The sequence below is a fragment of the Agromyces sp. Marseille-Q5079 genome (assembly GCF_051016555.1).
Taxonomy (GTDB): domain Bacteria; phylum Actinomycetota; class Actinomycetes; order Actinomycetales; family Microbacteriaceae; genus Agromyces.
The window spans coordinates 300154-325817 of record NZ_JBPEJF010000001.1 but is presented as its reverse complement, the minus strand read 5'-3'; the positions used below and the strand labels follow the sequence as shown (position 1 = coordinate 325817).

General features: G+C 71.3%; 26 protein-coding genes. 22 read left to right on the top strand and 4 right to left on the bottom strand.

What is annotated here, in order from left to right; all coding sequences use genetic code 11:
• Positions 1 to 226 precede the first annotated feature (226 nt).
• Both ACR3IO_RS01565 and ACR3IO_RS01560 read left to right on the top strand, forming a co-directional pair.
• Entirely contained in the window at positions 227 to 1522 is a 1296-nt protein-coding gene (locus tag ACR3IO_RS01565) for a M23 family metallopeptidase (RefSeq protein WP_434069402.1), read from the top strand.
• Positions 1515 to 2864, top strand: coding sequence for a C40 family peptidase (locus ACR3IO_RS01560; RefSeq protein ID WP_434069401.1), 1350 nt, complete (start codon positions 1515 to 1517; stop codon positions 2862 to 2864). The genes ACR3IO_RS01565 and ACR3IO_RS01560 overlap by 8 nt, the downstream gene beginning before the upstream one ends.
• Before the next feature lie 86 nt (positions 2865 to 2950).
• On the opposite strand, the gene ACR3IO_RS01555 is transcribed toward ACR3IO_RS01560, so the two are convergent.
• A complete protein-coding gene (locus ACR3IO_RS01555; RefSeq protein ID WP_055862396.1) occupies positions 2951 to 3436 on the bottom strand; it encodes an inorganic diphosphatase in 486 nt (161 codons plus the stop codon).
• Between the two features lie 195 nt (positions 3437 to 3631).
• Between ACR3IO_RS01555 and tilS the strand changes: the two genes are divergently transcribed.
• The 19 genes from tilS (at position 3632) to ACR3IO_RS01460 (ending at position 23023) form a co-directional block, all read left to right on the top strand.
• Positions 3632 to 4636 carry a tRNA lysidine(34) synthetase TilS gene (gene tilS / locus ACR3IO_RS01550; RefSeq protein WP_434069826.1) on the top strand — a complete coding sequence of 335 codons (1005 nt, stop codon included), beginning with the start codon at positions 3632 to 3634 and terminating at the stop codon, positions 4634 to 4636.
• A gap of 160 nt (positions 4637 to 4796) precedes the next feature.
• The gene (gene hpt / locus ACR3IO_RS01545; RefSeq protein ID WP_434069400.1) at positions 4797 to 5348 is read left to right on the top strand and encodes a hypoxanthine phosphoribosyltransferase; all 552 of its coding nucleotides are present in this window, start codon (positions 4797 to 4799) and stop codon (positions 5346 to 5348) included.
• A 31-nt stretch (positions 5349 to 5379) separates the two neighbouring features.
• Positions 5380 to 7077 carry an MFS transporter gene (locus ACR3IO_RS01540; protein WP_434069399.1) on the top strand — a complete coding sequence of 566 codons (1698 nt, stop codon included), beginning with the start codon at positions 5380 to 5382 and terminating at the stop codon, positions 7075 to 7077.
• Positions 7078 to 7138: 61 nt separating this feature from the next.
• Positions 7139 to 7861: a DUF2652 domain-containing protein gene (locus tag ACR3IO_RS01535; RefSeq protein ID WP_434069398.1), complete on the top strand. Its 723-nt coding sequence runs from the start codon at positions 7139 to 7141 to the stop codon at positions 7859 to 7861.
• A 60-nt stretch (positions 7862 to 7921) separates the two neighbouring features.
• On the top strand, positions 7922 to 9940 hold the full coding sequence (gene ftsH, locus ACR3IO_RS01530; protein WP_434069397.1) for an ATP-dependent zinc metalloprotease FtsH: 2019 nt from the start codon (positions 7922 to 7924) through the stop codon (positions 9938 to 9940).
• 40 nt (positions 9941 to 9980) lie between these two features.
• On the top strand, positions 9981 to 10595 hold the full coding sequence (folE, locus tag ACR3IO_RS01525) for a GTP cyclohydrolase I (protein ID WP_434069396.1): 615 nt from the start codon (positions 9981 to 9983) through the stop codon (positions 10593 to 10595).
• Entirely contained in the window at positions 10592 to 11410 is an 819-nt protein-coding gene (folP, locus tag ACR3IO_RS01520; RefSeq protein WP_434069395.1) for a dihydropteroate synthase, read from the top strand. The genes folE and folP overlap by 4 nt, the downstream gene beginning before the upstream one ends.
• On the top strand, positions 11403 to 11774 hold the full coding sequence (folB, locus tag ACR3IO_RS01515; protein ID WP_434069394.1) for a dihydroneopterin aldolase: 372 nt from the start codon (positions 11403 to 11405) through the stop codon (positions 11772 to 11774). The genes folP and folB overlap by 8 nt, the downstream gene beginning before the upstream one ends.
• Positions 11771 to 12259, top strand: coding sequence for a 2-amino-4-hydroxy-6-hydroxymethyldihydropteridine diphosphokinase (gene folK / locus ACR3IO_RS01510; RefSeq protein ID WP_434069393.1), 489 nt, complete (start codon positions 11771 to 11773; stop codon positions 12257 to 12259). The genes folB and folK overlap by 4 nt, the downstream gene beginning before the upstream one ends.
• On the top strand, positions 12256 to 12729 hold the full coding sequence (locus ACR3IO_RS01505; RefSeq protein ID WP_434069392.1) for a DUF3180 domain-containing protein: 474 nt from the start codon (positions 12256 to 12258) through the stop codon (positions 12727 to 12729). The genes folK and ACR3IO_RS01505 overlap by 4 nt, the downstream gene beginning before the upstream one ends.
• Positions 12722 to 13300, top strand: a complete 579-nt coding sequence (locus tag ACR3IO_RS01500; RefSeq protein ID WP_434069391.1) for a PH domain-containing protein — start codon at positions 12722 to 12724, stop codon at positions 13298 to 13300. Before ACR3IO_RS01505 ends, ACR3IO_RS01500 begins: the two co-directional genes overlap by 8 nt.
• Entirely contained in the window at positions 13297 to 15084 is a 1788-nt protein-coding gene (locus tag ACR3IO_RS01495; protein ID WP_434069390.1) for a PH domain-containing protein, read from the top strand. The genes ACR3IO_RS01500 and ACR3IO_RS01495 overlap by 4 nt, the downstream gene beginning before the upstream one ends.
• Positions 15077 to 15832, top strand: a complete 756-nt coding sequence (locus ACR3IO_RS01490) for a Rossmann-like and DUF2520 domain-containing protein (RefSeq protein ID WP_434069389.1) — start codon at positions 15077 to 15079, stop codon at positions 15830 to 15832. The genes ACR3IO_RS01495 and ACR3IO_RS01490 overlap by 8 nt, the downstream gene beginning before the upstream one ends.
• Before the next feature lie 26 nt (positions 15833 to 15858).
• On the top strand, positions 15859 to 16713 hold the full coding sequence (gene panC / locus ACR3IO_RS01485) for a pantoate--beta-alanine ligase (protein WP_434069825.1): 855 nt from the start codon (positions 15859 to 15861) through the stop codon (positions 16711 to 16713).
• Between the two features lie 80 nt (positions 16714 to 16793).
• Complete coding sequence (gene lysS, locus ACR3IO_RS01480; RefSeq protein WP_434069388.1) at positions 16794 to 18320, top strand: lysine--tRNA ligase; 1527 nt, start codon at positions 16794 to 16796, stop codon at positions 18318 to 18320.
• A 28-nt stretch (positions 18321 to 18348) separates the two neighbouring features.
• Complete coding sequence (locus ACR3IO_RS01475) at positions 18349 to 18492, top strand: hypothetical protein (protein WP_434069387.1); 144 nt, start codon at positions 18349 to 18351, stop codon at positions 18490 to 18492.
• Positions 18493 to 18571: 79 nt separating this feature from the next.
• Complete coding sequence (locus tag ACR3IO_RS01470) at positions 18572 to 18772, top strand: hypothetical protein (protein ID WP_434069386.1); 201 nt, start codon at positions 18572 to 18574, stop codon at positions 18770 to 18772.
• Between the two features lie 5 nt (positions 18773 to 18777).
• Positions 18778 to 20253: a cardiolipin synthase gene (cls, locus tag ACR3IO_RS01465; protein WP_434069385.1), complete on the top strand. Its 1476-nt coding sequence runs from the start codon at positions 18778 to 18780 to the stop codon at positions 20251 to 20253.
• A 199-nt stretch (positions 20254 to 20452) separates the two neighbouring features.
• A complete protein-coding gene (locus ACR3IO_RS01460; RefSeq protein WP_434069384.1) occupies positions 20453 to 23023 on the top strand; it encodes a M14 family zinc carboxypeptidase in 2571 nt (856 codons plus the stop codon).
• Between the two features lie 123 nt (positions 23024 to 23146).
• On the opposite strand, the gene ACR3IO_RS01455 is transcribed toward ACR3IO_RS01460, so the two are convergent.
• A complete protein-coding gene (locus ACR3IO_RS01455; protein ID WP_434069383.1) occupies positions 23147 to 24202 on the bottom strand; it encodes a pirin family protein in 1056 nt (351 codons plus the stop codon).
• A gap of 56 nt (positions 24203 to 24258) precedes the next feature.
• Between ACR3IO_RS01455 and ACR3IO_RS01450 the strand changes: the two genes are divergently transcribed.
• Positions 24259 to 24729: a hypothetical protein gene (locus ACR3IO_RS01450; RefSeq protein ID WP_434069382.1), complete on the top strand. Its 471-nt coding sequence runs from the start codon at positions 24259 to 24261 to the stop codon at positions 24727 to 24729.
• Here ACR3IO_RS01450 and ACR3IO_RS01445 read toward each other — a convergent pair.
• Positions 24722 to 24964, bottom strand: coding sequence for a helix-turn-helix domain-containing protein (locus tag ACR3IO_RS01445; protein ID WP_434069381.1), 243 nt, complete (start codon positions 24962 to 24964; stop codon positions 24722 to 24724). The genes ACR3IO_RS01450 and ACR3IO_RS01445 overlap by 8 nt on opposite strands.
• Complete coding sequence (locus ACR3IO_RS01440; protein ID WP_434069380.1) at positions 24964 to 25581, bottom strand: hypothetical protein; 618 nt, start codon at positions 25579 to 25581, stop codon at positions 24964 to 24966. Before ACR3IO_RS01440 ends, ACR3IO_RS01445 begins: the two co-directional genes overlap by 1 nt.
• Between the last annotated feature and the right edge of the window lie 83 nt (positions 25582 to 25664).

Sequence of the window (25664 nt, the reverse complement as noted above, 5' to 3'; positions counted from 1 at the left end):
GCATGACCGCCGAGAAGCAAGCATACGGGTCGATTCGCAGAATGGCAAAACGAGCGGATGCCGCACCTCGAAGTCCGCCTCGCGGCATCCGCCTCACGCCGTCGCGGCATCCGCCACACGCCCCGGAATTGCCCGAACCGCGCGGTGACCCGTGCCTAGGGTGAGGCTGCCACCCCTGCATGGAAGACCGAGGAGCGACGGGCCGAGCACGCCTGCACGGAGACACATGACACGCACCACCACGCGCACATCGCATCCCAGGACCCGGCGCATCGTCGCGTCGATCGCGGTGATCGCCGCGACGCTGGTGGGGGTGGTGCTGCAGCCGGTGTCGAGCCCGCAACCGGCGTGGGCCGTCGACTATCCGACGTGGGACGAGCTGCAGGCCGCGAAGGCCAACACCGAGGCGGGGGCCGCCGCGGTGAAGGAGATCACCGCGCTCATCGGCCAGCTCGAGGACAACGTCGCGGCCACCCGCGCCGAGGCCGAGCGCCGCACCGACGAACTCATGGTCGCGCAGCAGCAGTACGACGACGCCGTGCTGCGCGCCGACCAGATCCAGGGGCAGGCGGATGCCGCCGCGGCCGAGGCGACGGCCGCCGAGGAGAACGCGGGCCAGGTCGCGGCGCAGCTCTACCGCGCGGGCACCGCCGACGTGGGCGTGAGCCTGTTCCTCGACCCCGGCGACTCGACCGCGACCGACGCGCTGCTCGGCAAGCTCGGCAACATGGAGAAGATGGTCGAGCGCACGTCGGACATCTACGACGAGGCGAACGAGAAGGCCAACGCGGCGACCGCACTCGCGGGCCAGGCCGAGGTCGCCCGCGGAGAGCGCGAACGCCTCCGCATCGCCGCCGAGGAGGCGCTCGTCGCGGCCCAGGAGGCGCAGGCCGCCGCGGAGGCAGCGCTGGCGGAGTCGCAGGCGAAGAAGATCGAGCTCGACCAGCAGTTGAAGTTCCTGAAGGACACGGAGGCCAAGACGAGCGCGGCCTACGAGGAGGGCGAGCGCAAGCGCAAGGAAGAGGAGGAGCGCCGCCGCAAGGAGGAGGAGCGCCGCCGTCAGGAGGCGATGAGCCAGGGCTCTCCCGGAACGATCGCCAGCTCGGGCTGGGCCCTGCCCGCCTGGGGCTACATCACGGGCGACTTCGGCCCGCGCGCCTCGATCTGCACCTCGGGCGGATGCTCGAACAGCTTCCACTACGCGACGGACCTCGGCACCGGATGCGACGCGCCGATCTTCGCGGCGAACAGCGGCGTCGTGCGCTACGCCGGGTGGTCGGGCACGTACGGCAACTACGTCCAGATCGACCACGGCGGCGGCGTGTGGACGGGTTACGCGCACATCCGCGACGGCGGCACCTTCGTGGGCACCGGCCAGTGGGTCGAGTCCGGACAGAACATCGCCGCCAGCGGCACCACCGGGGCGTCCACCGGATGCCACCTGCATTTCGAGGTCTTCATCGGGGGTGGACGAATCGATCCGGTCCCCTTCATGGCGGAACGGGGGGTGAGCCTTGGTTGACAACCGAACCAGGCCGGTCTCGCGGGTGAAGCCCGCGACGGTCTTCTCGACGGTCGCCGTCGGCGCGGTCGCGGCATCCGTCGCGGCAGCCGGCGGGCCGGCGATGGCCGATCCCGACTACCCGTCGTGGAGCGAGATCGAGCAGGCGAAGCAGAACGAGCACACGAAGCAGGCCGAGATCGACCGGGTCGGCGAGCTGCTCGTCGGCCTCCAGACGGCGGCGGATGCCGCGGCCGAGGCCTCGATGCGAGCCGACGAGGCCTGGCGGGTCGCCGTCGACGAGCGCGACCAGGCGGCCGAGCGCGAGCAGCGCCTCCGCACGCAGGCCGACGAGGCCGACGCGGTCGCCGAGATCTCGAAGATGCGGGCGGGCCTGCTCGCCGCGCACCTCGCGAAGACCGCGGGCAACGACCTGTCGGCCGAGCTCATGTTCTCGGGCGAGGACGCGAGCGAGCTGCTGGAGCAGCTCGGCATGGCGAACCGGCTCGGCGCCCAGGCGAACGAGGTCTACGAGCAGGCGACCGCCGACCGCAACACGGCCGAGTCGCTGCGCGAGCAGGCGGCGGATGCCGCGGCCGAGCGCGAGCGCCTCGCAGCGCTCGCCGAGCAGCGGGCCGATGAGGCGAGCGCCGCCGCGGATGCCGCGATCGCCGCGGTGGCGAGCCAGCAGCAGCGCTCCGAGGAGCTCTACGCGCAGCTCGCGAGCCTGCAGGGCACGACCGCGCAGCTCGAACGCGAGCGTGCCGAGGGGCAGGCGCGCGAGGCGGCCGAGGCCGCAGCGGCAGCGCGCGCCGCGGCGGAGGCCGCAGCCGCGGCGGCCGCAGCTGAGGCCGCAGCTGAGGCCGCCGAGGAGGCCGCAGGCGGCTCGGGCGGCTCGGACGGCGGATCCGATGGCGGCTCGGGCGGCTCCGGGGGCGGCGACTCCGGGGGCGGGACGCCCGCACCCCCGCCGGCGCCCGCACCGCCGAACGCCGGCGCCGTGGAGTCCGCGATCTGGTTCGCGAGCCAGCAGCTCGGCGAGCCGTACGTGCTCGGCGGCGCGGGTCCCGGCATCTGGGACTGCTCGGGCCTCACCCAGCAGGCGTACGGGTACGCCGGCATCGGCATCGGCACCCACTCGGCGACGAACCAGTACTACACGCTCGCAGGCCAGGGAAAGGCGGTGTCGCTCTCGGACATCCAGCGCGGCGACCTGCTCTTCTGGGGCGGGGGCGGCGATTATTACCACGTGGCGATCTACCTCGGTGGGGGCCGCATCCTCGAGGCGCCGCGCGAGGGCGTGCCCGTGCGCGAGTACTTCATCTGGGGCTCGCCCGCGGCGGCGGCGCGTCCCGCCGCCTGACCCGCGAACGCGGAAGGGGCGAGCCGCAACGGCCCGCCCCTCCTGCCCACGGATGCTCGCGGCATCCGCTCGACTGCGCCTCGGTCTCAGTGACCGGGGAACGCGGTGATGCCCGCCTGGATGATGGCCTCGGCCTCGGCGGCGTCGCCCCAGCCCTCGGTCTTGACCCACTTGCCGGGTTCGAGGTCCTTGTAGTGCTCGAAGAAGTGCTCGATCTCCTTGCGCGTGAACTCGGGGATCGAGTCGACGTCCTGGATGTGGTTCCAGCGCGGGTCGCCCGCGGGCACCGCGATGACCTTGGCGTCGCTGCCGCCGTCGTCGGTCATGTTGAAGACGCCGACGGGGCGCACCTTGACGCCGACGCCCGGGAACAGCGGGTAGTCGAGCAGCACGAGCACGTCGACGGGGTCGCCGTCGAGGCCGAGGGTGTTCTCGAAGTAGCCGTAGTCGGTGGGGTAGACGAAGGTCGTGTAGAGCACGCGGTCGAGGAACACCCGGCCGGTCTCGTGGTCGACCTCGAACTTGTTGCGGCTCCCCTTGGGGATCTCGATGACGGCGGCGTACTCGCCCATGTGGGTTCTCCTTGGTTGTGGAAGCACGGTCTGAAGCGTGCGCCGGCACGGGCCTCGGGCCTGTCGCGATCGGCGGAATAAGGTTACTTGATGCCCTCTGCAACCGAACCGGATGAGTCGGCGGATGCCGCGGCCGCCGATGCCCGCGTCGCCGGCGACACGTCGTCCGAGCGCCGACCGCGCCTGACGCCGGCGATGGCCGACGTGCGTCGTGCCGTGCGCCAGGTGCTGCCGGCCGCTCCAAGCGCCGACGCGACGGCCGACGCGCCACTCGTGCTGGTGGCGCTGTCCGGAGGCGCCGACTCGCTCGCGCTCGCCGCCGCCACGGCGTTCGAGGCGCCGCGCGCGGGGCTCCGCGCGGGCGCCGTCGTCGTCGACCACGGGTTGCAGGAGGCCTCCGCCGAGGTGGCCGAGCGCGCGGCGGACCAGGCGCGCGGCCTCGGGCTCGACCCGGTCATCGTGCAGCGCGTCGAGGTCACGGGCGACGGCGGGCCCGAGGCATCCGCTCGCCAGGCCCGCTACGCCGCACTCGACGAGACGGCGCGAGCGACGGATGCCGCGTGCGTGCTGCTCGGGCACACGCTCGACGACCAGGCCGAGACCGTGCTGCTCGGGCTCGCCCGCGGGTCGGGGGCGGCGAGCCTCGCGGGCATGCCCGCTCGGGCGGGGCGCTACGCGCGGCCGCTGCTCGGCATCCGGCGCGCCACCACGAGGCAGGCCTGCCTCGACGCCGGGATCGAGCCCTGGGACGACCCGCACAACCTCGACCCCTCCTATGCGCGGGTGCGCGTGCGCGAGCGCGTGCTGCCCGTGCTCGAGGCCGAGCTCGGACCGGGCATCGCCGAGGCGCTCGTGCGCACCGCCGAGCAGCTGCGCGAAGACGACGACGCCTTCGAGGCGCAGATCGAGGAGTTCATCGAGGAGATCTGCGAACCCGCCGAGGCGGGCATCGCGATCTCGGTGGGCGCGCTGTCGGCCAACCCGGCCGCGCTCCGGCAGCGCATCATCCGCCACGTCGTCGGCAGCGAGTTCGGGGTGTCGCTCTCGCGCGTGCAGACGCTCGAGGTCGCCCGGCTCGTGACCGACTGGCACGGCCAGGGGCCGCTCGAGCTGCCCGACGGCGTGCGCGCGACCCGCTCGGGCCGGCACGTGGTGTTCTCCACGACCGGCTCGACCGAGGTGCTGCCGCACGACCACTGAACGCGGTGCCGCACACAGGGTCGTCTCCCGGGCGGACGGCCCGAACGCACGGCGGGCACGAACTCAGCGCCGCCCCGGCGGGGGCGATTAGGCTCGTGGCATCCGTTCGCCGCGCACCCACGGCCGACGTGCCCCGATCGCCCCACCAGGAGGAGCAGCAATGTACGCGAACGAGATCGAAGCCGACCTCACCGAGGTGCTCGTCACCGAAGCCGAGATCCACGCGAAGCTCGCCGAACTCGCGCGTCGCATCGAGGCCGACTACGAGGGCAAGGACCTCTTGCTCGTCGGGGTGCTGAAGGGCGCGGTCATGGTCATGGCCGACCTCGCGCGCGAACTCCGCACGCACCTCAGCATGGACTGGATGGCCGTCTCCAGCTACGGCGCCGGCACGAAGTCGTCGGGCGTCGTGAAGATCCTGAAGGACCTCGACACCGACCTCACCGGTCGCCACGTGCTCATCGCCGAGGACATCATCGATTCGGGACTGACCCTGTCGTGGCTGCTCGAGAACCTCGAGTCCCGCGGTGCCGCATCCGTGGAGATCTGCGCACTGCTCCGCAAGCCGGATGCCGCCAAGGTCGAGGTCGACGTCAAGTACCTCGGCTTCGACATCCCGAACCAGTTCGTCGTCGGCTACGGCCTCGACTACGCGGAGCGCTACCGCAACCTCCGCGACGTGGCGATCCTCGCGCCGCACGTCTACTCCTGACACCGCGGGCACAGGGGCCTAGAGTCATCGCATGGGCGATGGCCGGCGCCGAAGCAGAGTGCGCGACGCTGCCGCTGCGTTCTCGAGCAACTGGCGCAACCCCAACCTCCGTCGCGCACAGCTGAGCTTCCTCGGCGCCTGGACCGCCGAGTGGGCGTTCACGGTCGCCCTCGGCATCGTCGCCTACCGCGACGGCGGCGCCGTGGCCGTGGGCCTCGTCGGGCTCCTGCGCATGGTGCCCTCGGCGATCCTCGCGCCGCTCCTCTCGCCGATCGCCGACCGGGGCCGACGCGAACGGGTCCTCATCCTCGTGTCCGTGCTGCGGGGCATCGCGACGGCGGGGGCGGCCGTCGTGCTCGCACTCTCCGGCCCCACCGCCGTCGTCTACGCGCTCGCCGTGCTCTCCACGATCGCCGCGACGCTCTACCGCCCGGCGCACTCCGCGTTGCTGCCGTCGCTGTGCCGCACCGGCCACGAACTCGCGAGCGCCAACATGGTGCGAGGGCTGCTCGACTCGTCGGCCACGCTCGTGGGGCCCCTGCTCGCCGCGGTGCTGCTGGCGTTCACGGGTGTCGACGTCGTGTTCGCGGTGGCCGCGGCGGCATCTTTCATCGCGGCCGCGTTGCTCGTGGGCATGACCTACGACGCCCCGCCCCGCCCCGCGGCGCCCAGCCGGCCCAACCTGGCGAGGGAGGCCGCCGACGGGGTGCGGGCCGTCGCGGGCAACCGCGACCTGATCCTCATCCTCGGCCTCGCCGCCGCGCAGGCCATGACCCGCGGCGCCCTGACCGTCCTCTCCGTGGTCGTGGCGATCGAACTGCTCGGCACGGGGGAGCCGGGCGTCGGCGGCCTCATGACCGCGGTCGGCGTGGGCGCGGTCGTGGGTTCGCTGGCCGCCTCGTTCCTCGTCGGCACCGGTCGCCTCGGTGCGTGGTTCGCGGTCGGGGTCGCGCTGTGGGGCCTGCCGCTCACGCTCGTCGGACTCGTGCCGCAGCAGTCGGCCGCCCTCGTGTTCCTGGCGTTCATCGGTGTCGGCAACGCGCTGATCGACCTCGCCGGCTTCACCCTCATCGCCCGGATGGCGCCCGACGACGTCCTCGCGCGCGTCTTCGGCGTCCTCGAGAGCCTCGTCGCGGTCGCCATCGGCGTGGGCGCCGTCGTCGCGTCGGCCATGATCCAGTGGCTCGGCGTCCAGGGGGCGCTGATCGCCATCGGGCTCGTGTGCCCACTCCTCGCGGTCGCCTCCTGGCGGCGCCTGCGCACGCTCGACCGCTCGGTCGACGTGCTCGATGCGGACGTCGGCCTGCTCGGGATGGTGCCGATGTTCCGCACGCTGCCGCTGCCGTCGATCGAGCAGCTCGCCCGGAGTCTCGAGCCCGTCTCCGTGCCGGCCGGCACCGCGGTGTTCGCGCAGGGAGACCGAGGCGACCGCTACTACGTGATCGAGACGGGCGAGGCCGAGGTGCTGGGCGACGGACGCCTCGTCGCGACGCTCGGGCCGGGGGAGGGCTTCGGCGAGATCGCCCTGCTCCGCAGCACGCGTCGCACCGCGACGGTGATGGCCGGGAGCGCGCTCGAGCTCCGCGCGCTCCGGTCGGAGCGGTTCCTCTCCGTGGTGCTCGGCTACACCGCGAGCGCGCAGGCCGCGGCCGCGGGGGTTGACGGACAGCTCGATCGGTTCGCCCCCAAGGAGCCGTTCGGCGGCGACGCCCCCGCGCCACCGCCCTGAGGCGCGGCACCCCCCCCGAAGTGAGTATTGAGGAGTCCTCGCATCGGTGGGATGGTGGGGCATGATCTCCGGCCGTGCCGTCCTGCTGATCGCCGATATCGGTGGCTACACCGACTACATGAGCTCCCACCGCATGAGTCTCGCCCACGCCGAGGTCAACACGGCTCGGATGCTCGAGCGCATGATCGATGCGGCACCCGGGTTCGACCTCATCGAGATCGAGGGCGACGCGGCCTTCCTCTCACGTCAGGCCGAGGCGGGCGACGCCGACGGCACCGACACGCTCGTCGGGATCCTGCAGGCCGCATCGGCCATGCACCACGCCTTCCACCTCGAGCGGCAGTACGTCGCGGCCAACCTGTGCCCGTGCTCGGGCTGCAAGGGCCCCGACGGACTCAAGCTGAAGTTCGTGGCGCACGTCGGCGACGTGGCGACCCAGAGCATCCGCGACCGCACCAAGCTCGTCGGCATCGACGTGATCCTCGTGCATCGCATGCTGAAGAACCCGGTCGAGATCCCCGAGTACGTCCTGCTCTCCGAGGAGCTCTACCGCACGGGCGAGGGATCGGTGCCGGGTCCCGTGCACGAGGTCTCGCCCGAGTTCGAGGGGTTCGGAGAGGTGCGGGCCTACTTCGTGGACGTCGGCGACCTCGACTACCCGCTGCCGACGGTCGCCGCCCCGACCTGGCGCGGCCGGCTCGGGCGCACGTTCGGCGCCGTCGGCCGCGGACTGCCCTACATGGTCGGCATCCGACGCCCCCAGCACGTCGTCCCGGCCGGGTGAGATAGCCCACAGCGAACATTCGGCTCCTCGTCAGCGGCCGCGGGGTAGCCTGTCAACACCATGAACATCAAGAAGATCCTGCGCGGGCCGATCATCTACATCCTGTTGGCGATCGTCGCCGTCTGGATCGGATCGAGCCTGATCACCGCCTCCGGTTTCAAGGAGGTGTCGACGCAGCAGGGTCTCGAGTTCCTGCAGGACGGCAAGGTGTCCGAGGCGAAGATCGTCGACGGCGAGAATCGCGTCGACCTGACCCTCACCAAGGCCGACGAGGAGTACGGCGACCAGGTGCAGTTCTACTACGTGACGCCCCGTGGCGCCGACGTGGTGGCGGCCGTCGACGACGCGAACCCCAAGGACGGCTACAACGACGAGGTTCCGCAGCCGAACTGGTTCCTCTCGATGCTCGGCATCCTGCTGCCGCTCGTGCTCATCGGCCTCTTCTTCTGGATCATGCTCTCGGGCATGCAGGGCGGCGGCAACAAGGTCATGCAGTTCGGCAAGTCGAAGGCGAAGCTCGTCTCGAAGGAGAGCCCGAAGGTCACCTTCGAGGACGTCGCCGGCTCCGACGAGGCCATCGAGGAGCTCGAGGAGATCAAGGACTTCCTGAAGGAGCCCGCGAAGTTCCAGGCCGTCGGCGCACGCATCCCCAAGGGCGTGCTGCTCTACGGCCCTCCCGGCACCGGCAAGACGCTGCTCGCCCGCGCGGTCGCGGGTGAGGCGGGCGTGCCGTTCTACTCGATCTCGGGTTCCGACTTCGTCGAGATGTTCGTCGGCGTCGGCGCGAGCCGCGTGCGCGACCTCTTCGACCAGGCCAAGCAGAACGCCCCGGCCATCATCTTCGTCGACGAGATCGACGCCGTCGGCCGTCACCGCGGCGCCGGCATGGGCGGCGGCCACGACGAGCGCGAGCAGACCCTCAACCAGCTGCTCGTCGAGATGGACGGCTTCGACCCCAAGACCAACGTCATCCTCATCGCGGCGACCAACCGCCCCGACATCCTCGACCCCGCGCTGCTGCGCCCCGGCCGCTTCGACCGCCAGATCGGCGTCGACGCGCCCGACCTCAAGGGCCGCCACCGCATCCTCGAGGTGCACTCGAAGGGCAAGCCGCTCGCCAAGGGCGTCGACCTCGAGGTGCTCGCCCGCAAGACGCCCGGCTTCACCGGCGCCGACCTGGCGAACGTGCTCAACGAGGCCGCGCTGCTCACCGCACGGTCGAACGCGCAGCTCATCGACAACCGCGCGCTCGACGAGGCCGTCGACCGCGTCATCGCCGGTCCGCAGCGCCGCAGCCGCGTCATGAAGGACAAGGAGAAGCTCATCACGGCCTACCACGAGGGCGGACACGCGCTCGCGGCGGCGGCGATGAACTACACCGACCCCGTGACGAAGATCACGATCCTCCCTCGCGGTCGGGCACTCGGCTACACCATGGTGATGCCGCTCGAGGACAAGTACTCGATCAGCCGCAACGAGCTGCTCGACCAGTTGACCTACGCCATGGGCGGGCGCGTCGCCGAGGAGATCGTGTTCCACGACCCCTCGACCGGCGCCTCGAACGACATCGAGAAGGCCACGTCGACGGCGCGCAAGATGGTCACCGAGTACGGCATGAGCTCCAACGTCGGGGCGGTCAAGCTCGGACAAGCGCAGGGCGAGGTCTTCCTCGGCCGCGACATGGGCCACCAGCGCGACTACTCCGAGGAGATCGCCATGCAGGTCGACGGCGAGGTCCGCTCGCTCATCGAGCAGGCGCACGACGAGGCCTGGCAGGTGCTCAACGACAACCGCGACATCCTCGACCGCCTCGCGGCCGAGCTCCTCGAGCACGAGACCCTCGACCACAACCAGATCGCCGAGATCTTCAAGGACGTGCGCCGTCTTCCCGAGCGCCCGCTCTGGCTCTCGAGCGACAAGCGGCCCGTCTCCGACATCCCGCCGATCTCGTTCCCGACCGACAAGGCGCCGATCGACCCGGGCGCGGTCGACGGCGGCATCGACTCGAGCGAAGAGCCGATCGAGGAGCCCGCTCCCAAGCGCTCGCCTCGACAGAACCCGCGCCCCGCGACGGCGTAACCCGCCGTCGGCGCCCACCGCCGACCTGAGAGGGCCTGCCATGGCCGGTGTCGACACCGAACGCATCGAACGCGCCGTGCACGAGATCCTGCTCGCCATCGGCGAGGATCCCGAGCGGGCAGGGCTCGTGCGCACCCCGCAGCGCGTGGCCGAGGCCTACGCGGACTTCTTCGGCGGGCTCGCGGTCGACCCGCTGAGCCACCTGGCCGATGCGGTCCCGATCGGCGCGTCCGAGGCCGGCGTGCCGGCGACCTCCGACGCGGTCGTGCTGCGCGACCTCGCGTTCCGGTCGGTGTGCGAGCACCACCTGCTGCCCTTCGTCGGCACCGCGCACGTGGCCTACCTCCCGGGCGACCGGGTCGTCGGGCTCGGCCGCATCCCGGCCGTCATCGACACGCTCGCGGCACGGCCGCAGCTGCAGGAGCGCCTCGCCGAGGAGATCGCCGACGCGCTCGAGACCGGACTCGAGCCGCGAGGCGTGCTCGTCGTGCTCGATGCGCAGCATCGCTGCGTGACCACCCGCGGATCGCGCCAGGAGCGCAGCTCCACGATCACGGTCGTCGGTCGCGGCGCCCTCTCCGAGCCGGTCGCCCGCGCCGAGATCATCGCCCTCATCGGCGGGCACGCGGCATCCGTCCCTCCGGAGCGGGCATGAGCCTCGCCGAGCCGACGCTCGTCATGGGCGTCGTGAACGTGACGCCCGATTCGTTCAGCGACGGCGGCGAGTGGTTCGACGCCGAGCGCGCCGTCGCCCACGGGCTCGACCTGGTCGCGGCCGGCGCCGACATCCTCGACGTCGGCGGGGAGTCCACCCGTCCCGGCGCCGCACGCGTCGAACCCGCCGAGGAGCTGCGACGCGTCGTGCCCGTCGTGCGGGAGCTCGCGGGGCGCGGCATCCGGGTGAGCGTCGACACCATGCGGGCCGCGACCGCGCGTGCGGCCGTCGAGGCGGGCGCCGAGATCATCAACGACGTCTCCGCCGGCCTCGCCGATGACGCGATGGTGCCCACGGTCGCCGAGACGGGCGCCCTCTACGTCGCGATGCACTGGCGCGGGCACTCCGATCGCATGGACTCCCTGATCGAGTACACCGATGTCGCCGCCGAGGTGCGCGACGAACTCGCCCGCCGGGTCGACGTGCTCACGGCGGCCGGCGTCGCGTCCGAGCGCATCATCCTCGACCCGGGGCTCGGCTTCTCGAAGACGGGCGCGCAGAACTGGGAGGTGCTGGGGCGGCTCGACGTGCTCGGCGCGCTCGGGTTGCCGATCCTGATCGGCGCGTCGCGCAAGCGGTTCATCGGGTCGCTGCTGCCCGACGACGCCCCGATGACCGATCGCGACCTGCCGACGGCCGTCGTCAGCGCGCTCTCGGCGCGGGCGGGCGCGTGGGGCGTCCGGGTGCATGACGTGCAGTCCACGCGCCGCGCGCTCGACGTGGTCGGAGCGTGGCAGAGTGGAAGCCGTGGCTGACACGCGCGATCGCATCACCCTGACCGGACTCCGAGTCACGGCTCATCACGGCGTCTTCGACTTCGAGCGCGAGCAGGGCCAGGAGTTCGTCATCGACGTCTCGGTCGTGGTCGACCTCGGTGCCGCGGCATCCGACGACGACCTGTCCAAGACCGTGCACTACGGCGAACTCGCCGAGGCGGTGGTCGCGGCGGTCGAGCGCGACCCGGTCGACCTCATCGAGACCGTCGCCGAGCGGGTGGCCGAGGTGGCCCTCTCCTTCCCGGCGGCGCTCGAGGCCGCCGTCACGGTGCACAAGCCGCAGGCGCCGATCACCGTCCCCTTCGCGGATGTCTCGGTGTCGATCGTCCGGAGTCGCTCATGAGCCGCGCCGTCATCGCCTTCGGGGCGAACCTCGGCGACCGCGAGGCGACCATCGCCGGAGCGGTGCGCGATCTCGCCGAGATGTCGGGCGTCGAGCTCGTCGCGATCTCGCCGATCTACGAGACCCCCGCGCTCACCGACGCCGGCGTCGACCATGACGCACCCGGCTACCTCAACGGCGTCGCCATCGTCGAGACGTCGACGTTCACGCCGCACCAGCTGCTCGCCGCACTGCACGACATCGAGGCGTCGCACGGGCGTCAACGGCTGAAGCACTGGGGCGACCGCACGCTCGATCTCGACCTCATCGACGTCGACGGGCTCGTGATCGACGACACCGGCCTGCAGCTGCCGCATCCGAGGGCGTGGCAGCGCGCGTTCGTCCTGCAGCCGTGGCTCGACCTCGACCCCGACGCGGTGATTCCCGGTCGTGGCCGCGTGGCAGACCTCCGTGCCGGCGCGCACGACGAGGTGACCAGGCGATGAGGCGAACCCACCCGAGCGCCGTGGTGATCGCGGTGATCGTCGGTGCCGCCGTCGGCTACCTCCTCGACCTGGCCGTCGTCTCGGCGGGCGGCAAGGCGATCGTGCCGCCGCTCTCCCTGTCGATCACGCTCGTCGGCATCGCCGCGGTGGTGGTCGCCCTCGCCTGGCCCATCCGGCGGGCCGTGAAGCAACGGGCGACGAAGCACCTCGACCCGTTCCGGGCGATGCGCATCGCCATCCTGGCCAAGGCGAGCAGCCTGAGCGGGGCGCTGCTGCTCGGCCTCGGCCTCGGCATCACGCTCTACCTCCTCACGCGCACCGTGCTGCCGCCCGCCTCGACGGTCTGGCTCGCCGTCGCATCCGCCATCGGGGCCGCCGTCCTGCTCGTCGGAGGGCTCGTCGCCGAGCACTTCTGCACGCTTCCGCCCGATGACACCGACGCCGAGAAGGAAGAGCACGCGCATGCCTGAGCCCGAGGCGCCGACGCCCGCTGCCGAGGCATCCACCGGGGCGGACCCGACCGCCGAGGCATCCGTCGAGGCGTCGGGCCACGCGGCCCTCGGCCATGAGGTGCCAGAAGACGCGCACTGGCACCGCGTCTCGCCGAAGTACGTCATCGTCGAGGTGGTGGGCTCGCTCGTCGGCGCCGTGATCTTCGTGGCCGCGTTCCTGGTCGCCTACTTCCTGTTCGACTGGTGGTGGGCGCTGTGGGCCGCCATCGCGGTCGGCGTCGTCTCGCTCGTCTCGATCGCCTTCGAGCCGCGCCGGGTGAGGTCGATCGCCTATCGGCTGCGCGACGACGACCTGCTGTTCCGGCGGGGCATCATGTACCAGCGCCAGGTCGCGGTGCCCTACGGGCGCATGCAGCTCGTCGACATCACGCGCGGGCCGGTCGCACGCGCGCTCGGCCTCGCCGACCTGAAGTTCGTGACGGCGTCGGCCGCCACGGGGGTCTCGGTGCCGGGTCTCCCGATCGACGACGCCGAGCGCCTTCGCGACGAGCTGGTGGCGCTGGCGGAGTCCCGTCGGGCGGGGCTGTGACCGCTCCGGTCGCCCCGAAGACGGTCACGGCGCTGGCCGACGGCGAATGGCATCGACTCCATCCGGCGAGTCCGCTCCTGCGTGGCGGGCTCGTGTTCATCGCCGTGCTCGGGTTCGTGCTCGCGAACCTGCGCGAACGCATCGTCGACATGTTCGTGGTCGTCTTCGTGCCCGACATGGGCGACGAGTTCGACGGCCGCTACGGCGAGTGGCAGAACGACTGGGCCAATGATCCCGTGGGCGCGATCGTGGTCAGCGGTCAGACGGGCTGGGCGCTGCTCGCCGTCGCGGTCGTCGTCATCGGCGTCGTCATCGGCTTCTGGCTGTCGTGGCGCATGCACACCTTCCGCATCACGCACGAGGCCGTCGAGGTGCGCAGCGGCATCCTGTTCCGGTCCCACCGCTCGGCGCGGCTCGACCGCGTGCAGGGCGTCAACCTCAGTCGTCCGCTGTTCGCGCGCCTGTTCGGCACGGCGAAGCTCGACGTCTCGGTCGCCGGCCAGTCGGGCAACGTGCAGCTGTCGTACCTCGGGTCCGCGCTGGCCGACGGCCTCCGCGCCGACATCCTGCGCCTCGCCTCCGGAGCGCGCGCCGAGCGGGCGAAGCCGACCGCGCCGGAGGATGCCGCGAGCCCGGCGAATTCCGCGAGCCCGGCGAATTCCGCGACGGACGCTCCTGCGGCATCCGCTCACGGCCAGGTCTCCACGGTGATCGGGCGCCGGGTCGACGAGTTCCTCGCACCCGAGCTGGACCCCTCGCTCGCGCCGCCCGAGTCGGTCGTGCACCTCTCGATCGGTCGCGTGATCGGCTCGACGCTGCTCGGCGGCACGACGATCTCGATCCTCGTGTTCGTCGGCATCATCGTCGCCGGCATCGCGATGGGGCAGACCTGGGTGCTCTTCTCGTTCATCCCCGCGGTGATCGGCCTCGTCGGGTACCTGTGGTCGCGCATCACGAAGTCGCTCCGGTACTCGATCGCGGGCACGCCCGACGGCGTGCGCATCGGCTACGGCCTGCTGTCCACGGCGAACCAGACGATCCCGCCGGGGCGGGTGCACGCGGTCGCGGTCACGCAGTGGATCCTCTGGCGCCCGTTCGGCTGGTGGACGATCAAGGTCAACCTCGCCGGGCACTCGATCAGCTCGTCGAGCGAGCAGAACCAGCGCACGATCGTGCTCCCGGTCGGCACGGCCGACGACGTCCGGCGCGTGCTGGCGCTCCTGCTTCCCGAGCCGGCCGACGCACTCTCGCCGCTGCTCGCGACGGGGCTGACGGGGCGCGGCGCCGGTGCCGGGTTCACGGCGACGCCGCGGCGCGGCGCGTGGCTGCGGCCCTTCTCCTGGCGCCGCATCGGCTGGGCCGCCGAGGCCGGGGTCGTGCTGTTCCGCACGGGCGCGCTCACGCGGTCGCTCGTGCTCATGCCGTTGGCGCGCATGCAGTCGGTGGCGATCTCGCGCGGGCCAGTTCGACGCCTGCTCGACCTCGCCTCGATCCGCGTGCACACCGTCATGGGGCCTGTCGTCGTCGAACTCGGCGTCATCGAGGCGCACGCGGCACGGGACCTCTTCGAACGGCTCTCCGCCGATGCCGTGGCCTGGGCCGCGATGGACGAGAGCGACCACTGGGGCGCTTCGCGCGACGACGCCGCGTCACCCGTCGCCCCCACGGCGGCCCTCGTGGCTCCGGCACCCGCGGCGACGGCGACCCCGACCTCCGCGCCGCCGGAGTCTGCGGAGCCCGCTTCCGCGACATCCGCCCACGCACCGGAGGGTTCCCATGACTGACCGCCCCGGACGCCTCGGCGTCGGCACCATCGGCGCCGGACGGGTGGGCGCCGTGCTCGCCTCGGCACTCGCGGGGGCGGGGCACGGGCTCACGGGCATCGCCGCGGTCTCCGACGCGAGCCGTGAGCGGGCGGCGGCCATGCTGCCGTCGGTGCCGGTGCTCACGGTTCCGCAGATCGTCGAGCGCAGCGAGCTCGTGCTGCTGGCCGTGCCCGAGGAGGAGCTCGCGGCGCTCGTCGCCGGGCTCGCCGAGGCGGGCGTCTGGCAGCCCGGGCAGCTCGTGCTGCACACGAACGCGCGCCACGGCACGGCGGTGCTCGACCCGGCTCGTCGCGCGGGCGCGATCCCGCTCGCGGTGCACCCCGCCATGACGTTCACGGGCACGAGCATCGACCTCGCCCGGCTGCCGGGCACGTGGTTCGCGGTCACGGCTCCGGCTCCGGTGCTGCCGATCGGGCAGGCGCTCGTCGTCGAGATGGGCGGCGAGCCGTTCGTCGTCGCCGAGGCCGATCGAGCGGCCTACGGCGAGGCGATCGACACGGCGGTCTCGTTCTCGAGCGCGATCGTCGACCAGGCCAGCGGGCTCCTCGAGGGCATCGGCGTGCCGCGAGCCGGGGCGATCCTCGCACCGCTCGTGCGCAGCACCGTCGAGAACGCGCTCGCCCGACACGACCCGGGGCCGCGCCTGCACGAGGCGAGTACGATCGACGAGGCCGACGACGATCGGCCGCTGGGAGGTGCCACGTGACCGAGGTGGCGACGAGCGTCCGCACGATGAACACCATCGCCGAACTGCGCACCGCGCTCGACGAACGACGCCGAGGCGGGGCATCCGTCGCCCTCGTGCCGACCATGGGCGCGCTGCACGAGGGTCACCTCGCGCTCGTGCGCCGGGCCCGCGAGCTCGCCGACGTGGTCGTCGTGTCGATCTTCGTGAACCCGCTGCAGTTCGGTCCGACCGAAGACCTCGACCGCTATCCGCGCACCCTCGACGCGGATGTCGCGGCGCTGTCGGGGCTCGGCGTCGACGTCGTCTTCGCGCCCGACGTGAGCGAGATGTACCCGCGCGGGTCGGCCGCCGGCACGACGGTGAGCGCCGGTCCCGTGGGCGCCCGCTACGAGGGCGCCTCGCGGCCCGGGCACTTCGACGGCATGCTCACGGTGGTCGCCAAGCTCTTCTCGATCGCCCAGCCCGATGTCGCGGTGTTCGGGCAGAAGGACGCCCAGCAGGTCTTCCTCGTGTCCCGCATGGTCGCCGACCTCGACCTGCGCGTGCGCGTCGAGGTCGTGCCGACGGTGCGCGAGCACGACGGCCTCGCGCTCTCGAGCCGCAACCGCTTCCTCGACGGCACCGGCCGAGCCGCGGCGCTCGTGCTCGCCGAATCGCTCGACGCCGCGGCCGCCTCCGCCGACGAGGGAGCGTCGGAGCTGCTCGCCGAGGGCGTCGCCGCGTTCGGCGACCACGACGGCGTCGAGCTCGACTACCTCGTGGTCGTGGACCCCGACACGTTCCTGCCGATCGACGACGCGTTCCGAGGTCGGGCCCTCGCGCTGGTCGCCGCGAAGGTCGGCTCGACCCGGCTCATCGACAACGCGTTCGTCGAGGTCGGTCCGAGCCCGTCCGAGTAGTACCGGCGGTCGGCGCGGAGCAACCGTCCAGTCCGGCTGAGTAGGCTGGTCGGGCACGTGCCCCGCGACGAGAGAGAACGATGGCCGAGACCCAGACGGATTCCGCCCAGCCCGCAGACGAGCCCACCGCGGCGGAGATCTCCGAGCAGAAGGCGGTGCGCCTCGCCAAGCGCGAACGCCTCATCGCGGCATCCGACGACCTGGGTGGCGGCGCCTACCCGGTGCGCCTGCCCATCACCGCGACGATCCCGCAGGTGCGCGACCGCTTCGTGAGCCTCGGCGTCGACGAGGCGAGCGGCGAGCAGGTCGGCCTCGCGGGCCGCGTCGTGTTCTCGCGCAACACGGGCAAGCTCTGCTTCGCCACGCTGCAGTCGGGCGACGGCAGCCGCATCCAGGCGATGGTCTCCCTCGCCGAGGTGGGCGAGGCCTCGCTCGCCGACTGGAAGGAGCTCGTCGACCTCGGCGACCACGTCTTCGTCGCGGGCGAGGTCATCACGAGCCGTCGGGGCGAGCTCTCGATCATGGTGAAGGAGTGGCGCATCGCCTCCAAGGCGATCCTGCCCCTGCCGAACCTGCACAACGACCTCAACGAGGAGACGCGGGTCCGCAGCCGCTACCTCGACCTCATCGCGCGCGAGCAGGCACGCAAGAACGTGCTCGACCGGGCGAAGACGAACGCCAGCCTGCGGCGCACGTTCGCCGGCCTCGGGTTCGTCGAGGTCGAGACGCCCATGCTGCAGGTCATGCACGGCGGCGCGTCCGCCCGCCCGTTCGTGACCCGCTCGAACGCGTTCGACACCGAGCTCTACCTGCGCATCGCGCCCGAGCTGTACCTCAAGCGCGCCGTCGTCGGCGGCATCGAGCGCGTGTTCGAGATCAACCGCAACTTCCGCAACGAGGGCGCCGACTCCACGCACAGCCCCGAGTTCGCGATGCTCGAGGCCTACGAGGCCTACGGCGACTACACCACCATGGCCGACCTCACGCAGCGCCTGATCCAGGATGCCGCGCTCGAGACGAGCGGCTCGCACGTCGTCACCTGGGCCGACGGCACCGAGTTCGACCTCGGCGGCGAGTGGGACCGCATCTCGATGTACGGCACCCTGTCCGAGGCCGTCGGCGAGCAGATCACCGCCGAGACCCCGATCGAGCGCTTGAAGCAGCTCGCCGACGAGGCCGGCGTCGAGGTCGAGCACCCGCTGCCCGGCAAGTACGTCGAAGAGCTGTGGGAGCACCACATCAAGGGCGGCCTCGTGCGCCCCACCTTCGTCATGGACTTCCCGCTCGACACCTCGCCCCTCGTGCGCGCGCACCGCAGCACGCCCGGCGTCGTCGAGAAGTGGGACCTCTACGTGCGCGGCTTCGAGCTGGCCACCGGCTACTCCGAGCTCGTCGACCCCGTCGTGCAGCGCGAGCGCTTCGTCGAGCAGGCGAAGCTCGCCGCGGGCGGCGACCCCGAGGCCATGCGCCTCGACGAGGAGTTCCTGCGCGCGCTCGAGTTCGGCATGCCGCCGTCGGGCGGAATGGGCATGGGCATCGACCGCCTGCTCATGGCGCTCACCGGCCTCGGCATCCGCGAGACGATCCTCTTCCCGTTGGTCAAGTGACCCGGGCGAACCGGAACGGATGCCGCGAATGAACGACTACCTCCCCAAGGGCGAACTCGAGCCCGAGCAGGACCCGAAGCGCCCCTCGAACGCACGCCTCCTCATCTGGATCGTCGTCGCCGCCGTCGGCCTCTACCTGGTGGGCTCGGGCATCTGGGGCCTCATCACCTGATCTCCTCGGGCGGATGCCGCAGCCGGCCGGCCGGCCGCGGCATCCGGATTCCCAGCAGAAGCACGTATCCTGAAGCCCTATGAATGATTTCTGGGCGAATGCGATCTGGTCGCTCGCGCCGACCGTGCTCATCGGACTCATCTTCTGGTTCGTGATGCGCTCGATCCTGCGCGCCGACCGCACCGAGCGTGCCGCATATGCGCAGATCGAAGCCGAGGAGCGCGCGAAGCTCGGACTCGAGCGCCGCCCCGACCGCGGCGCAGAGCGCACTGCCGACTGACCTCGATGACGTCGGAGGAGGCCGCGACGGTCACGGCGATCGTGACGTTCGCGCTGCTCGCGATCGACCTCGTCATCCGCGTGATCGCGATCATCGTGGTCCCGCGCAATCGCCGACCGACCGCCGGCATGGCGTGGCTGCTCGCGATCTTCTTCATCCCGTACATCGGCGTGCTCTTCTTCCTGCTCATCGGCAATCCGAAGCTGCCGAAGAAGCGGCGTGAGAAGCAGGCGCAGGTCGACGAGGTCATCCGCGACTCCACGCACGGCTACGAGCGCGTGAGCGACTCGCGCACCTGGCCGTCGTGGTTCGAGGGCGTCGTGCACCTGAACCGCAACCTCGGGTCGATGCCGCTCATCGGCTCCAACAGCGCGAGCCTCATCGGCGGCTACCAGGAGTCCCTCGACGCGATGACCGCGGCGGTCGCCGACGCCGAGCGGTACGTGCACGTCGAGTTCTACATCCTCGCGCTCGACCCGACGACCGAGCCGTTCTTCGCCGCCCTCGACGATGCCGTCGCGCGGGGCGTGAAGGTGCGGGTGCTGCTCGACCACGTCGCGTCGCTCCGCTCGAAGGGCTACCGCAAGACCCTGCGCCGGTTGCAGCGGTCGGGCGCCGACTGGCGCCTCATGCTGCCCGTGCAGCCCTTCCGGGGCCGGTACCAGCGCCCCGACCTGCGCAACCACCGCAAGATCCTCGTGGTCGACGGCGACGTCGCCTTCATGGGCTCGCAGAACATGATCGACCGCAGCTACAACAAGCGCGGCAACATCCGACGCGGCCTGAAGTGGAAGGAGCTCGTCACGCGGGTCGAGGGGCCGATCGTGTCGGGCCTCGACGCGATCTTCCGCACCGACTGGTTCCTCGAGTCCGGCGAGGAGCTCACCCGCGACATCCCCGACGCGTTCGACCAGCCGAGCGAGGCGCAGGATCTCGACTGCCAGGTGGTGCCGAGCGGACCCGGGTTCCCCAACCAGAACAACCTCAAGCTCTTCCTCGCGCTGCTCTACGCCGCGAAGGAGAAGCTCATCATCACGAGCCCGTACTTCGTGCCCGACGAGGCGATGCTCTACGCGATCAGCGGTGCCACCCAGCGCGGCGTGCACGTCGAGCTCTTCGTCTCCGAGATCGGCGACCAGGCCCTCGTCTACCACGCGCAGCGCTCGTACTACGAGGCGCTCCTGCGGGCGGGCGTCAAGATCTACATGTACAAGTCGCCGTACATCCTGCACGCCAAGCACTTCACGATCGACGACGACGTCGCGGTCATCGGCTCCAGCAACATGGACATCCGCTCGTTCGAGCTGAACATGGAGGTGTCCCTGCTCGTGCGGGGTCGCTCGTTCGTCGACGAGATGCGCGCGGTCGAAGACGGCTATCGCGCCGACAGCCGCGAGCTCACGCTCGAGGACTGGATGCGCCAGCCGATCCGCTCGACCGTGCTCGACAACCTCGCCCGGCTCACCTCGGCGCTGCAGTAGCGCGCGGATGCCGCGAACGAGCGAATCTCGCGAGATCGTTTACGCAGACGCAACAAATCCCTCTGGAAAGCGCCTCCGCCGACTGCCAGAGTGATATGTACCGCCGTACGACGCAGGATTCCATCACCACGGAACGCCGTCGATCGCGCCTGCCCGCCGACCGCGGCATCGGGTGCGCCGACCCACCATCCGAACTCGCATGAATTGGAGCACCATGTCGTTCCATCGCATCATCGCCGGAGTCGGCGTCGCGGGGGTCATCGCCGCGACGCTCGTCGTCGGCACGGCACCGGCCGTCGCCCTCGAGATGACGACCGCGATCCCGATCTCGACCCCGATCTCGCCGCTCGTCTCCCCGCCGAAGAGCTATCCCTCGCAGCCGGTGCTGCCGGTCGAGCCCGACAACCCGGCCGATGCGTCCATCGCCCGCGGCGCGACGCCGTACGACGACATCGCGCCGAAGCTCAACGCGCTCATGGCGAAGAGCGACCGCATCTCGGCCCAGGTCGTCGGGAAGTCGGCACTCGGCCACGACATCCACCTCGTCACGCTCACGGCGAAGGAGACCCCGGCGCAGACCCGCAAGCAGGCCGAGTTCCGCGAGCAGATCAAGCACGACCCGGTCGCGGCCGCGAAGAACAAGCCGCTCCAGAACCAGTACAAGGTGCCCATCTGGTTCAACGGCAACATCCACGGCAACGAGTGGGAGGGCGCTGACGCGATCCTCGAGTCCGTCGAGTACCTCGCGACGGCACCGTGGCCCGAGGTCAAGGACGTCCTCCAGAACTACCGCGTGTACTTCACCGTGACGAACAACCCCGACGGCCGCATCCTCGGCCAGCGCGCGACGGGCGACGGGTTCGACGCCAACCGCGACCTGATCACGGGCGTGACGCCGGAGGCCCGCGTCATCCGGGACCTCGCCGGCGTCATCCAGCCCACGTTCTACGTCGACCTGCACGGGTACACGGGCATCCTGCAGGTGGAGCCCTGCGGCCCGCCCCACGGCGAGAACTACGAGTACGACCTGTTCCTGCCGCACGCCTACGAGATGGCGCTCGAGATCGAGAAGGCGGTCACCGCGGCGGACATCCCGGGCAACACCTACCAGGATGCGAACGGCAACCCGACCACCGAGAACACGGGCAAGATCCTGATCCCGTTCCGCGACATCCGCAGCGGCTGGGACGACTGGCCCCCGATCTTCACGCCGCAGTTCGTCGCCTATCAGGGCGCGGTCACGAACACCGTCGAGCTGCCGCTCGGCCGCACCGGCGACCCGGCCACGAACCAGGCCAACTCGAAGATCGACGTCGAGGTCGCGGGCGTGGTCGTCGACACGGCGGTCGACTACGTCGCCGAGCACCGCGACGCCCTGCTCGCGAACCAGATCGAGATCTTCCGTCGGGGCGTCGCCGGCGAGCCGATCGAGACGATCCCCGCCGACGTCGACCCCGCACAGGTGCCCGAGCCGAACTCGTGGGCGGATGTCTGGGACGAGACCGATGTCTACGCCACCGAGCTGCCGCGTGCCTACGTGATCCCGGTCGACGAGACCCAGCGATCGGTGACGGATGCCGCGACCCTCGTCGACCAGCTCGTCGCGAACGGCGTCGAGGTCTCGCGGGCCACGAGCACGTTCACGGCGGAAGGCGTGGACTACCCGGCCGGCACCTACGTCGTCGACATGCACCAACCGCTCCGGGGCATGGCCAACGTGCTGCTCGCCGACGGCTCCGACATCTCGGAGCGGGTGCCCGACATGTACGACATCTCGGCGTGGAGCCTCGCGTTGCTCTGGGGTGCCGATGTCGAGGCGATCGGCTCGACGACGGATGCCGCGTTGCCGGTCGCGGTCGAGCACGTGACCGAGTCGGCGCCCACGGGCTTCGTGCCCGCCGTCGGCGCGTACCTCGAACTCGCCACGAGCGGGGTCGCGGAGTACCAGGCGGTGAACGAACTGCTCGAGGCGGGCATCGCCGTGACGGCGTTCGAGGACGGCAGCGTCATCCTCGGCGCGGATTCCGCGACCCGCAGCGCGGCGAGCGACGTCGCCGACGCCTACGGCGTCGCGTTCACCGAGTCCGACGGATCACGTCTGGCGACCGAGGAGAGCGTCGAGCTCGAGGACCTCACGGTCGGCTACACGGGCACGCAGGATGAGCGCGTCACCCTGGGCAAGCTCGGCTTCGACGACCTCGTGCCGGTCACCTCCGCGACGCTCACGAGCGGCGCGGTCGCGCTCGACGACGTCGACGTGCTGTGGGTGGGCGCGAACCTCGCGTTCAACGCGTCCCAGGCGGCGGGTCGTGCCGAGGTCGCGGAGTTCCTCGCGGCGGGCAAGGGCGTGGCCGGCAAGGGGACCGCGATCGCGGCCTTCTCGAACACGTTCGGACTCGTCACCTCGACGGCCACGCAGGGCACGAGTGGATCGAACGGCATCGTGTCGGTGTCCGACGTCGAGGGCGGCCTGCTCTCGACCTACCCGCAGGACACGGCGTTCGTCTATCCGGCGACGTGGTACTCGGGCCTCGGCGCGAACGCGACGGTCGAGCAGACCTACGCTGCCGGCGACCCGTTCGTCTCGGGGCACTGGCGTGCCAGCGCCGGACGTGCTCAGGCGGATGCCGCGGGCAAGCCCTCGATCGTCTCGGCCGAGTCCGCGGCGGGCAACAAGGTGCTCATGTTCGGCACGTCGCTGAACTTCCGCACGCACCCCGTCGGCGGATTCAGCCAGCTGGCACGCGGCCTCTTCTGGGCGGCCGGATGACGCGCCCGCCGGTCGGGTAGCCGCAGAGCGGCGCGTCGGGGCCATCTCCGTGGGAACGGGGGTGGCCCCGACGCGTGTCGTCCTTCGCCGGCGACGGCCGTCGTGGCCATCGTGGAGTCGTGGCTACGCGCGCGGCTTCAACCGCACCGTCGGCAGCTCGGGCGCCGGGAGCGGGGGGCCGTCGAAGCCCTCGACGGTGCCGAAGCGCCCGTCGGCGTCGCCGCCGGAGATGACATCGGCCTGCCATTGCCGTCGGAACTCGGCGACCTCGTCGTGGTTCCGCCCGATGAAGTTCCACCACATCACGAGCTCCTCGCCGAACGGGACGCCGCCGATGAGTATCACTCGGACGGGCGCGCTGCTCGCGGCCCGCAGGCGGACGCCCTCGTGTCCGAGCGCGACGTAGCCGAGTTCGCTCCGTTCGAGGTGCGTCGAGTGGCCGGTGACCGCGATCGGGTCGGCGTCGGCCGGAGCGTCGTCGGCCTCGCCCTCGATGGGCGGGATCGTCGCCGTGACGGGGCCGAGGTCGACGAGCAGGCCGTGCTCGAACGACGGGTCGAGCTCGATCCACGCCTCGCCGCCCGCCGGCAGCTCGATCTGCGCACCGACGAGGGGGGAGAAGACGGTCACGGATGCCTCGGCGTCGACGCCCGGCAGCGATCCGGCGAACACGCGCACGATGGCGTCGTCGATCGCCACGGGCTCCGTGTCGGCATGCTCGAAGAACGGGGCGACGCGTCGCGAGGCATCCGGGAGCGCGACCCAGAGCTGCACGCCGTGCAGCCTCGTCGTGCCGGGCGTGGAGACCTCGGAGTGGGCGATGCCTCGGCCGGCGGTCATGAGGTTGACCGCGCCGGGGCGCACGAACTCGGCGCTGCCCGTGCTGTCGTGGTGCTCGATCTCGCCCTCGAAGAGCCAGCTGACGGTCTGCAGCCCGGTGTGCGGGTGCGGCGGCACGAGCATGCCCCCGGATGCCGCCACCTCGTCGGGCCCGTAGTGGTCGGCGAAGCACCAGGCGCCGATCGTCGTGCGACCGCGCTGGGGGAGCGTGCGCCGCACGTTCATGGCCCGCGGCCCGCCGAGCGGCACGTCGCGCGGCGCGAGCACCTGGATCGCGGTCGCATGCGAGGGCGCCGGAGGACCCACCAGCTCGACGGGGTCGCGTTCGAGATTGCTCATGCCCGCATGCTAGCGCCGACGCGCGCCGACGTCGGCCGAACCGATACCATTACGGCATGCGCTCCTCCCTCATCCTTCGTCGCGCGGGCGTCGTGGCCGTGGCCGTGGCATCCGTGTTCCTGCTCTCCGCCTGCAACCCCAGCCCCCGGGCCGTCGAGAACTTCGCCGGCATGCCCGTGAGCGACCACGTGGGCGAAGAGGGCACCGGAGACGACGAGGGCGTCGCCGACGAGGAGTCGGCCACCGAGGGCCTGTCCGCCCAGTGGCTCGGCGACGGCGGACAGCTCGCCGTCACGATCTCGGGCAGCTCGACCTGCCCGCCCGTCGGCACGCGCGTCAACGTCGAGGACCGCGCCGGCGAGGGCAACCGCGTGTCCGTCGACCTCGCCGAGCAGCCCGCAGACCAGGTGTGCACCATGGACTTCGTGCCGCACACCACGATCTTCTGGAGCCCCGTCTTCGTGACCACGACCGAGCCGCTCGTCGTCGAGGTCGGCGACCAGTCGATCACCGTCCCGATCAAGTAACCGGGCGGGCGCGGCGCACCAGCAGTTCGCCGATCTCGCAGTCGAGCGCCTCGCAGATCGCCTGAAGGGTCGAGAAGCGGATGGCGCGTGCGCGGTCGTTCTTCAGCACGCTGAGGTTCACCACCGTGACGCCGACGAGCTCGCTCAGGCGGGCGAGGGTCATGCCGCGGGCTTCCAGCAGTTCGTCGAGCCGGCAGTGCACATCGGATGCCTCGTCGGGTTCGGCCGGCGCCATCAGACGAGTCCTTCGCTGTCGCGCTGCAGGCGCTCGCCCACCTGGAACGCCGCACCGATCGCGGCGATCGCGAGGATGCCGAACATCGCCCCGAAGTTCGTGCCGAACGTGATGCCCTCGTACTGGTAGTCGCTGATCGCCGAGAGCGCCCCGTTCACGGACATGGTGGTGAACAGGCTGCCGACCACCCAGCCGATGGCAAGCGTGCCACCACCCCAGCCGATGATGCGCACCGTGCTCCGGGTGAACGCGCGGCCCCGGGCGAGGTTCCAGCAGAGCAGCCCGAGCAGGGTGATGCCCGCGATGATCGCGAGTCCGTAGACGATCGGCTCGGCGACGATGGCGAACTGCGTGGCCGCGGCCGGATGCGGCACGATCACGGTCGCCTCGTCGACCGCGACCTCGATCGGCGCGCCGTCGGGGCCGATCGGCAGGTCGGCGGTCTCGCCGACGAAGGGCACGCGCACCGGGACGTCCGTGCCCGGCAGCACCTCGACCAGCCGGGCGAGCATCGTCCAGGCGGCGACGGCGATGCCGATGAGGCCGAGCACGATCGTGACGTAGAGGCCGACGCGGTCGCTGCGGCCGAGGCGCGTGCCGTCGGTGTTCGTGGACATGATGGCTCCTTCATCCGTCGCTGGACCTCGCGTCACAGCATATCGAAAAACGATGGTATCGATGATCGATAGGTTACGAAGTC

Coding starts and splice junctions, on each gene's coding strand:
- ACR3IO_RS01565 (WP_434069402.1), top strand. CDS start 227: ATGACACGCACCACCACGCGCACATCGCATCCCAGGACCCGGCGCATC.
- ACR3IO_RS01555 (WP_055862396.1), bottom strand. CDS start 3,436: ATGGGCGAGTACGCCGCCGTCATCGAGATCCCCAAGGGGAGCCGCAAC.
- tilS (WP_434069826.1), top strand. CDS start 3,632: ATGGCCGACGTGCGTCGTGCCGTGCGCCAGGTGCTGCCGGCCGCTCCA.
- hpt (WP_434069400.1), top strand. CDS start 4,797: ATGTACGCGAACGAGATCGAAGCCGACCTCACCGAGGTGCTCGTCACC.
- ACR3IO_RS01540 (WP_434069399.1), top strand. CDS start 5,380: ATGGGCGATGGCCGGCGCCGAAGCAGAGTGCGCGACGCTGCCGCTGCG.
- ACR3IO_RS01535 (WP_434069398.1), top strand. CDS start 7,139: ATGATCTCCGGCCGTGCCGTCCTGCTGATCGCCGATATCGGTGGCTAC.
- ftsH (WP_434069397.1), top strand. CDS start 7,922: ATGAACATCAAGAAGATCCTGCGCGGGCCGATCATCTACATCCTGTTG.
- folE (WP_434069396.1), top strand. CDS start 9,981: ATGGCCGGTGTCGACACCGAACGCATCGAACGCGCCGTGCACGAGATC.
- folP (WP_434069395.1), top strand. CDS start 10,592: ATGAGCCTCGCCGAGCCGACGCTCGTCATGGGCGTCGTGAACGTGACG.
- folK (WP_434069393.1), top strand. CDS start 11,771: ATGAGCCGCGCCGTCATCGCCTTCGGGGCGAACCTCGGCGACCGCGAG.
- ACR3IO_RS01505 (WP_434069392.1), top strand. CDS start 12,256: ATGAGGCGAACCCACCCGAGCGCCGTGGTGATCGCGGTGATCGTCGGT.
- ACR3IO_RS01500 (WP_434069391.1), top strand. CDS start 12,722: ATGCCTGAGCCCGAGGCGCCGACGCCCGCTGCCGAGGCATCCACCGGG.
- ACR3IO_RS01490 (WP_434069389.1), top strand. CDS start 15,077: ATGACTGACCGCCCCGGACGCCTCGGCGTCGGCACCATCGGCGCCGGA.
- panC (WP_434069825.1), top strand. CDS start 15,859: ATGAACACCATCGCCGAACTGCGCACCGCGCTCGACGAACGACGCCGA.
- lysS (WP_434069388.1), top strand. CDS start 16,794: ATGGCCGAGACCCAGACGGATTCCGCCCAGCCCGCAGACGAGCCCACC.
- ACR3IO_RS01475 (WP_434069387.1), top strand. CDS start 18,349: ATGAACGACTACCTCCCCAAGGGCGAACTCGAGCCCGAGCAGGACCCG.
- ACR3IO_RS01470 (WP_434069386.1), top strand. CDS start 18,572: ATGAATGATTTCTGGGCGAATGCGATCTGGTCGCTCGCGCCGACCGTG.
- cls (WP_434069385.1), top strand. CDS start 18,778: ATGACGTCGGAGGAGGCCGCGACGGTCACGGCGATCGTGACGTTCGCG.
- ACR3IO_RS01460 (WP_434069384.1), top strand. CDS start 20,453: ATGAATTGGAGCACCATGTCGTTCCATCGCATCATCGCCGGAGTCGGC.
- ACR3IO_RS01455 (WP_434069383.1), bottom strand. CDS start 24,202: ATGAGCAATCTCGAACGCGACCCCGTCGAGCTGGTGGGTCCTCCGGCG.
- ACR3IO_RS01450 (WP_434069382.1), top strand. CDS start 24,259: ATGCGCTCCTCCCTCATCCTTCGTCGCGCGGGCGTCGTGGCCGTGGCC.
- ACR3IO_RS01445 (WP_434069381.1), bottom strand. CDS start 24,964: ATGGCGCCGGCCGAACCCGACGAGGCATCCGATGTGCACTGCCGGCTC.
- ACR3IO_RS01440 (WP_434069380.1), bottom strand. CDS start 25,581: ATGTCCACGAACACCGACGGCACGCGCCTCGGCCGCAGCGACCGCGTC.